General features: G+C 64.1%; 6 protein-coding genes. 2 read left to right on the top strand and 4 right to left on the bottom strand.

All coding sequences use genetic code 11. From position 1 onward, the window contains the following. On the bottom strand, positions 1-1,022 hold a 1,022-nt coding region (locus tag ACTJK8_RS28920), incomplete at its 3' end, for a methyl-accepting chemotaxis protein (protein WP_440762960.1). A gap of 319 nt (positions 1,023-1,341) precedes the next feature. Here ACTJK8_RS28920 and ACTJK8_RS28915 point away from each other — a divergent pair. Next, a complete protein-coding gene (locus tag ACTJK8_RS28915) occupies positions 1,342-1,623 on the top strand; it encodes an STAS domain-containing protein (RefSeq protein WP_075382285.1) in 282 nt (93 codons plus the stop codon). A gap of 12 nt (positions 1,624-1,635) precedes the next feature. Here the strand turns inward: ACTJK8_RS28915 and ACTJK8_RS28910 are convergent. Next, positions 1,636-2,591 (bottom strand): IS630 family transposase gene (locus ACTJK8_RS28910; protein WP_440762959.1). Its coding sequence is split into 2 segments (ribosomal slippage): positions 1,636-2,240 and positions 2,240-2,591, totalling 957 coding nucleotides; the frame shifts between segments, so codons are not numbered across the junction. A gap of 463 nt (positions 2,592-3,054) precedes the next feature. Here ACTJK8_RS28910 and ACTJK8_RS28905 point away from each other — a divergent pair. Continuing rightward, positions 3,055-3,609, top strand: coding sequence for a hypothetical protein (locus ACTJK8_RS28905; RefSeq protein WP_440762958.1), 555 nt, complete (start codon positions 3,055-3,057; stop codon positions 3,607-3,609). A gap of 1,486 nt (positions 3,610-5,095) precedes the next feature. On the opposite strand, the gene ACTJK8_RS28900 is transcribed toward ACTJK8_RS28905, so the two are convergent. Next, positions 5,096-5,407, bottom strand: a complete 312-nt coding sequence (locus ACTJK8_RS28900; protein WP_440762957.1) for a hypothetical protein — start codon at positions 5,405-5,407, stop codon at positions 5,096-5,098. Positions 5,408-5,557: 150 nt separating this feature from the next. Further along, positions 5,558-8,911 carry a MobF family relaxase gene (gene mobF, locus ACTJK8_RS28895; protein WP_440762956.1) on the bottom strand — a complete coding sequence of 1,118 codons (3,354 nt, stop codon included), beginning with the start codon at positions 8,909-8,911 and terminating at the stop codon, positions 5,558-5,560. Between the last annotated feature and the right edge of the window lie 6 nt (positions 8,912-8,917).

Below are 8,917 nucleotides of genomic sequence, written 5' to 3'. Positions count from 1 at the left end.
CCGGCCGAGCGCAGCAGGCCCTCGACGTTCTGGATGCGCTGCTTGGCCCGGTCCTGGAACTGCATCGCCACGATCGCCGCCGACACGTCCTGCGTGATGGCCTGCGTGGTCTCGGCGGTCTGCTGCAGGATGCCCGCGACCTGGGCGTTCTGCTCGACCAGCGCCCGCATCACCATGCGGACGCGCGTCTCGGCGGTGCGGCTCTCCTCGGACATGTCGATCGCCGCGATGTCGCCCAGCAGGGCATGGCTGCCGCGCAGGCCGGCCGCCATGGTGCCGATCTGCTGCTTGATCACGTCCGACAGCGCGTTGATGGTCGTGGCGAGGCCGCGCACCTCGTCGGCGACCACCGCGAAGGCCGCGCCGCTGGCGCCGGCCCGGGCGGCCTCGATCTTGGCGTTCAGGGCGAGGAGATTGGTCTGGCGGTTGATCCGTTCGATCTGCGCGACGCTGCCCTCGACCGACGCCAGGCCCTCGAGCACCCCCGCCAACCCCTGTGCGAGGGTCGACCCGCGGGACGACATCAGCGTGATCCGCTCGATCAGGGCGGCGAGCGTCTCGCCGAGGCCGGCGGCGACATCGCCGAGCTGCAGGGTCCTGCCGTCGATCTGCACGGTCTGAACCGAGGCGACGAGCCCCCGGACGATCTCCGACTGCTCGCAGGTCGCGGCGGCGATGTTCTGAAACCGGTTAGACAGGCCGTGGACCTTGGCCTCCACGTCGGCGGAGACGATCCCGAGCTCGGCGATGAGGGCGTCGAGCAGCGTCCGCTGCTGCGCCGAGAGGCCGAGCCAGGCCTGCAGCAGATCGGCCGCGTGCGCGGCGGGCGCCAGCGCGGCCGCCATTGCGGCGGGCGGCGGTGCGGGCTCGCTGCTGGACGCGGCCGCCTCCGGGAGCGGGGCGGCCGGGATCGCGGCGCCGGGCGCCCCGCCCGATCCGCGCTGGCCATCGGGCCGCATCTCGGGCCGGCGGAACCGGGCCGGGACCTGCCTGAGGATGTCGTGGGCGACTTGGAAGGACATCGGCGGGCGGGTCTCTCGGCGTCGACCGATGCGCGCGGGTCGAGCAGCACTCCGACGGTCGGGGCCTGCGCGATGCTAAAGATCGTCGTTGAAGAAAGTGTTATCGCCCAACCGAAGGCTGCAGCGGGATACGCAGACCGCAGTATTTTCTGAAGAAGATTATTCAACGCGCGGCAGAACTCCGCCCTGTTCTGTGACTGCAGTGGCGTCAACCACGCTCGATTGGCCGGACATTCAGGAAGAATTTACCCGTGGCGGTGTTGAATCGAACGCGGCGGCGCGTCGCCCCGCAAGTCTGTCGTCGAGATCACGAACCCGCATGTCCGAGGCCCCTGTCCTCACGCTCGGTCCCGACTGCACCATCCGGACCGTCCGGTCGCTGCAGGACACGCTGACGGCAGCGCTGGCCGGCGCGGCGCGCCTCACGCTCGACTGCGCGGCGGTCGAGCGCGCCGACATCACCTTCGTCCAGATCGTGCTCGCGGCCGATAAGGCGGCGCAGCGGCAAGCCGTCGGGATCGCGCTGGCCAACGTCCGCCCGGCGGTGGAGAGCGCGTTCCGGCGCGCCGCGATCGCACTCCCCAGCGCGCCGCCCCTCTAGAGCCGTACCCTTTCAGCTTGGCTCATAGGCATCGTATCCGGCAGCGGTGAGGTAGTTTCGGCATTCATCCGGTCGGACGGCGGCGAACGCGTTCTCGATGGCGGTGATGAGGTCGGCGGCGGTCCGTGCCGCAGCCGTTCGGAGGAGGGCTTTGACCTTGGCAAAGACCTGCTCGATCGGGTTGAAGTCGGGACTGTAGGGCGGAAGGTAGAGAACCCGTGCGCCGACCGCCTCGATGGCCTCGCGCACCCCGGCGACCTTGTGGGCGTTCAGATTGTCGAGGACGACGGTGTCACCGGGCCTCAGCACCGGAGCCAGGATGTCGGTGACGTAGGCGCGGAAGCGCATTCCATTCGTGGCTCCATCGAAGACGCTCCTAGCGATCAGTCCCGTGGCGCGCAGGGCGGCGGTGATGGTGGTGGTCTTGTAGTGTCCGTGGGGCACGGCGATCCGGCAGCGCTGACCGCAGGGAGCACGGCCATAACGGCGGACCATCTTCGTCGTGGCGGCCGTCTCGTCGAGGAAAACCAGGCGATCCGGATCGAGGTCGGGTTGGCGATCGAACCAGTCCTCGCGCGCGGCCCTCACATCCGACCGCTCCTGCTCGGCCGCGTGGACAGCCCCTTTTTACGGGTGATCCCATGCCGGGCGAAGAAGCGTGACAGGCTGCTCGTGCTGGCCCGGACGCCGCATTCCGAGAGCCTATCGCGCAGCTCCCGCAGGAAGGAGAGCGGGTGTTCTTCGTTGAGCCGAAGGATCAGGGCGGCCTGCGCTTCCAGACGCTGCGAGTTGCGGTCGCCGCCCATGGGCTTGGGCGCGATCTGCCCGTCCTGTCGGAAGCGCTCGTGCCAACGGACTGCGCTGGCCGCCCAGACACCGAAGCGTTGGGCCGCCTGACGCCGCGAGGCGCCCGCTTCAATCGCGGCGACCACACGCTCGCGCAGATCGACCGACAGGGCTGAAGGCATGGCGATCCTCCATTCACGCCCATCCAGTGAATCACACGCCAGCCAGATCGCCTACCCCAACCGATTCAACCCGCCAGGGCACGGCTCTAGCCGAACTCGCCTACATCACCTTTTTCGTAAGGCCTGGACTACGTCGACCCTCTACCTCACATTAGATTTTCAGCAGGCTCAGACGCTCCGAGAAATTTCGTGGTTGGGTGTGCAGCGCCTTTGCTAGAACAGAGTCAGGCATCCGTGAATTGCGTGCGACATGGCGGAAGGCGACCAACCGGCGATGCGCGGCGGCAAGCAAGGCCGCAGAGACCGACGTTATGGTATTACCAACAACGATTTTTGGGACTGGTGGCATCGCGTCGGAAAGCGGCGTGCCGGCGGAAACGATATACGTTCGCGAACAGAAGTTCAGGGCGAGTATGATGCCTGGATTGAGGCGGGATCCCCGAAAGTGAAGTAGCCAATGGTCATGAATTTACTTCAGTTTCGCCAACATTCTTTTTATCCATCAAACAGATCTGTGCACCAGTTGCCAGAAGGGTCTATCGTTGACTCTCTATCGCAAATTCAAAAGTTTACCAAAGAAGAATTTCGAACCGAGGTGATATGGTTTGTTGTCAGTATACTGACAGATACGAAATCTGTAATCGTTAGAAATGCAGCAGCCTTAGCCCTCGCCGATTTGAACGCAAGAGATGCAAGCGGGAGCATAGTAGATCTACTAGATAGATCCGACATAGCGCCAAATGCTGGAACTTTGCTATTTGCGCTTAACGAACTCAATGCTCCCATAACATTGAGCGTTGTAATTAACATTCTTAATCATGGTTCGTCTGAAGCCAGAGAAGAATTGCTTCTTTTCTTCGATAAAAACAAGGTAATTTATTCTAGCAAGAAGGAGATCGACCTTGCATTCAAGTTTTTAGAGGCGTCATCAAACAGTAAAGACCAAGAAGTGGCTGATATAAGCTCGGAAATTTCGCTTTTACTGCGAGAACACATAGAAAGAAATTCAGTCAGCTGATGTTTATGTTATTATTTAAACCTGATCCGCAGACGGTTGCCGACGTGGGCCGTAAAGATGTGGCACTTGTACAAGGTAATCGCGATCTCTCGCAGGGGGTGTAGCGCCAGCTGCCTTAACGTCGGCAATAATCCGGGTAGGTCGGCGGCGCGCCTGTTCGGCTTGGTTGTCCGCACGCTCGGGTTGGTGGTGCGCCAGCCTGGTAAATCGCCGCAGAGTTCTTGTACCGGCTGGCAGCATGATCCAGTGGGCCTTAGCGGCGGTGAGGCCTTCACATCTCCCGATCATGCCAGCCTCTAGCTCGGCCAACAACACCATCTAGACGAGCAGGAAGCGGCGGGTTGGCCCCTCCTTCTATGACATCCCACTTCGGCGACAATCGCCGAAACGTTCGCTCGGCGCTATTGAACGGGTAACCCAATGCTCGGGACTAAGAGAGCGTCAAGGTCTATGAACTGGAGCGCGCTGCCGAGCAGGTGGGCATGTCCGGCACGTCGATGACGAGCCAGGATCTCGACAAAGCCGGTGCCGACGAGGCGTTGACCGGATGATGATCACACATCCGCGACCACTATCGGCACGCTATACGATGAACTATCATACGATTATGTCCAGACCCGCCGACCTCAATGACCCTCGGCTCCTCCGACTTTTGGAGCTCTTGGGGGACATAAGAGCTTTTAAAGTAAAATGCAAAAATGTGGATCAAAGATTTTTGATAGGTAGATGCTGGTACAACGTTTACGCACAGAAGAGCAGGAAGCAGGGCGAAATTGTCTTTGGTTGGTCGCTGTGGGATGTAGAACACGCGGTAGAGGCACAACATCACGCCGTATGGCTCAGCCCCGACGGAAACATGCTCGACATTACCCCAAATGAGTCGAATTCTCCCTATACAGTTTTTGCAGTAGACCGTGGCCGAGAATTTAGGTTCGAAACACTAAAAGGTTGGCTCAATTTGAAATGCTATTCTAGCGATGCGGTCATGCTTGAGCATACCGGCAAGCGGGGAGTGCATGTGCGCTTACACCCAAGGCCGGGAACGGCAGGATTTGCCCCTGAAACCATAAGGGAGTGGGACGAATTAAGGGAACTTTGTCCTATTGCTGGGTTACAATTGGACAAGAACCGCTGGCCACAATCATAGGGGCAAAAATTTGACGTTTATCATCCAACTTTGAAGGTCGGAGAAGGGTGAATTTGCGACGTCCGGCCTACACAACCCGAGGGTTGTCTTCGAGAGAGACGGTAGAGGTTGCTAACGGAGCGGCATGTGCGGCCTCCGGCCGGAAATCTGCTTGACGAGCGATAGGTCCGCCTCGCTCAATTCGCCAACAGTGTTCTGCCTTTATGCGAAGGATGACGAACAAGAATTGGCTCCGATTGCGACATGTCACCGAGGCTTAACTGTCCCCCTCCGAAGGGGGAGGGAGACAATTTAGCGGTAATATGATTGCAATTATAAGATATAATTCGCCGATAAGACCTAATCTAAGCCGTTATTTCCTAGTTTTGTGATCATTTCTAGTGTGTCGGTTGATGTGTAAACACCAGATCCGTCAGAGAAGATGATTTTACTTAATTGTATTTGATCTTTCTCGACACCATTTTCCAGTGTGTGATAAGTTTTGCCTGTATCGTAAGCAATCTTTATTATATCCAAGTTGATATAAATACCTGATTTATATAGAAAGTGCTTTATTTTGGTGTTCAAATCTACAACGTAGTCTCTTTTTACGTTGTTAAATCCATCCTCAATACTAAATGAATATACGTCTATCCCAATCAGCCTTGTCATCTCGCCTCTCCAATCAATGGCTGGAGCGTCCGCTCCAGGAGGAGGTTTGCGCGCGGCTGACAAGCTGTCAAATTTCTAGGTATGTATGTCTATTATTCTAGATCTGTCCGATGATTGAGCCCATTTTTTGATAAATCTTCTTATATAGGATTATATTCTATATAACGGCGGTCTGGTCTTCGACCGTTTGACAGCGGACGAGCTAACCGGCTCGTCTATTGGTGGCACCCGAGCTTGCGCCACGATCATAGCGTCATTGGCAGAGGCGCCGCGTGGGAGCGCCACCTGCAGCGTCGCGGCGATACCCTGGGCCTGGCGCCTCAGCCCCTGCCCCAGAATGGCAGTCAATCGCCTGAACCGGTCCCTCCATCTCAATGCGTCGAGCGCGCGCGAGATCGCCCGTTCCGATCCGTTTGGACGCGGGATCGGGTAGTAGGCTGGCGCACGCAGACGCTCGCCCATGCGCTGCCGCAACGCCTGGGCGACCGGCGATGGTTCACGGTCAGGAAGTGGGGCGATCCCGGCGATGGCCTCTCGCCAAGCGCCCTCGTGCTCCAGGCCCATCCTGCCGCGGGGCGGCACGGGGACGTCGCGTGACCAGACCGGCGCACCGCACCAGCCGCGCAGATCGGGCCCGGCGTAGTCGGCAGCGTTCGCCTTGCCGGCGCTGCCCGCTGCCTCCGACAGGTAGGCCTGCCGGATCTCGCCGTGGCTGATCGGGGCGAGATCCGGGTGCACGGCCGCGCGGTTACCCGGCAGGCCGCGCTCTTCCGGTCTGAGGCCGGAGCGCGCCGCCTCCAGACGCTCCCGGATCCGGTCCGCGTCGACGAACAGCCGCACGCTGCGCCGGTGCCGCGTCATCGCCACGTACGTCGCCTCCGCGCCCGTGCCGCGCAGTTCGGCCACGAGCGCCTCGTCCACCGTGACCCCCTGTGCCGCATGGGTAGTCATGGCGTAGCTGTGTTGCAGGCGCGGCACCCGCGGCTCGCCCCGCTCGCGGCGCCCGACCAGCGCACTCGCCCGGGCGCTCAGCTGTGCCTCGTTCTTCGCGAGCCGCAGCGTCATAACCGGGTCGGCCGGATCGCCGGAGAGCACCTCGATCCGGGCGAGGTCGGCGTTGCGGATCGTCTGATCCTCGACCTCGACGGTCTCCCCGAAGATGACCTCGTCGCCGACCGCCAGCGTCAGCGCCTCGGCCCGGTTGCCCCCGCGTGGGATCGCGGCGATCTCGACGTCCTCCCCCTCCGGCAGCAGCCCGTCGCGCTTAAGCCTGTCGCGGATCCGCGCGTTGAGCTCACGCACGTCCCGGTTCCAGCCGGTCAGCACCGCCCGCGACCGCTGCGCCCCTTTAGGGTCGAGCCTGCTCGCGGCGTAAGCGTCGACCAGCGCCTGGATCGCGGCCTCACGGTCCCTCCCCCAGGTGATCGCGCCGCCGCGGTCGTACGCCTCCAGCGCGCTCGCGGTCCGGCCGGCAGCGAAGTCCATGCTCGCCGCCCGCATCCACGCTCCCTCCACCTCGCTGCGCCCGCGCTGCCGCTGGATCTCGTCCATCCGGGCCGCCCCCAGCGCTCGCACCAGCAACCGCATCGGTGCGCCCGCCACCACCGGCGCAAGCTGGCGCGTGTCGCCGCTCAGCACCAGCTTCGCCCCGGCCGTGCCCGTGGCCTCGACCAGCGCGGCGAGATCGCGCGTGCCGATCATCCCGGCCTCATCCGCGATCACCACTGTCCGCGGCCCCAGCGCGATCTCGCCCTTCTCGATCCGGTTCAGGAACCCGGTCACCGCCCGCGCCATCGTCTCGGCGGTCGCCGTGTCGGTCCGGATCACGTCCACCGCCTTCCACGACGGCGCCACGACCCAGACCTCGCCGCCGCTGGCGCGCACCGCCTCGGCGACGCTGGCCATCGCGTACGACTTGCCCGAGCCGGCGCTGCCCTCGACTATGCTGACCCCGTCCCGGTTCAACGCGTGCCTTACCGCTGCCCGCTGCTCCGTGCGCAGACTCGGCCGCTCCGCCAGCACCCGCGTCACGATCTCATCCGAGACGAAGTCGCGCTCGTCCTGCCGGGCGTAGGCGTGGCGCAGCAGGCCCTGCTCTGCCGCGACCATCCCGGGCGTCGCGTAGACCGGCTCGCCCGCGGCTGAGCGCCCGACCGCGACCACGCCGCCGTCCCGGCGCAGCCGCTCCACCTCCTCCAGGACCACATCGGCGTCCGCGTCGCATTGCAGCGCCTCCGCGACCCGGCGCACGAGCTCGCGCTCCTCCATCACAGCCTGCATCGGCAGCGCCTCGGCAAGGCCGGCCTCGGTCAGACGCAGCAGCAGCCCGGCCGCCGGGCCCGGCCGGGCCGCGCGGACATCGTCCGCCGCGATCCGCACCCCTTCGAACAGCGCCGCCCGCGCCCAGCCGGCCTGGATCAGCTGACGCTCCCATTCCGCCTCGAGGGTGGAGAGCGGCGTCTCCCGGTCCTTGCGCGCCCGCGTGCCGTGCGCGGCGGCTTGCGCCGCGACCCGATCCTCGGCCGTGTCGAACCCCCGCTCCCGCGCCGCCTCCTCGATCGCCGCGCGCCGTTTGGAGAACAGCTCTAGTACCGGCTCGGCCACCCCGGCGATCTCGAAGTTGCGCCCAGCTCGCACCGCCTCGTAGCCGAGCTCCCGCCGCAGGCCGCTGGCCAGCTCGCTCCGGTACAGGGCCGCGATCCCGCCGGCGTTCCTCAGGATCGCGCGGTTGTCGAGGCCCCCGGTTGTGCCGTCAGCCCGAACGCACAGGTTGAGCAGCACCGCGTGGCTGTGCAGCTGCGGATCCTGCGCTCGCGAGGTGAAGTGCCGGTACACCGCCGCACTCACCCCTGCGGCCGGCGCCCGTTCCCGGCCCTGCGCGCCAGTCCGGGTCACGATCAGCCCGGCCGCGTGCGCGTAATCGAGAGCCCGGCGTACCGCCCGGTCGTGCACCGCCAGGATCCGCACCCGCTCCTCCGGCCCGGCGAAGGCGGCGAGCACGCTCACGCTCTTCGGGGCGGCGAACTGCAGGTCGTAGCCGACGCTGCGCCGGCCGTTGCCCGCCGCTCGCACCAGCGGCTCCAGGCTCTCCGGATCACGCCCAGCCGCGAGGTCGCGCAGCACCCGCCCGTCGACCTCGGCCCCGTCCGGGCAGAGGCGGAATGGGTCGCGGAACCGGCCCGGATCGGGCTCGGATCCGGAGCCGCGCGTCCACCACACCCCGTTGGCCTCGCCCGCGCCGTTGTCGACGTAGTACGCGACCTGATCGCGACCCTCGGTATGACCCTGGCGCAGCGTCGCCAGCGCCCGGTCGAACGCCGCCGTGTATGCCGCCTCGTAGGCCGCGCTGCTCTCCGCGGCAACCTCGGCCGCCGCCTTGCGGGCGTACGCCGCGGCGGTGTCGTCGAGCGGGCTGTCGGGCGCGCTCAGGCCGGCCTCGCGCTGGATCTGGCGCGCCATCGACTCGTAGTACTCGACGCTAGTGATCCTCGTGCAGGTCATCATCGCCTG

It is taken from the genome of Methylobacterium sp. 22177, assembly GCF_052045615.1.
Lineage (GTDB): Bacteria > Pseudomonadota > Alphaproteobacteria > Rhizobiales > Beijerinckiaceae > Methylobacterium > Methylobacterium radiotolerans.
This window is presented reverse-complemented; position numbering and strand designations above follow the sequence as displayed.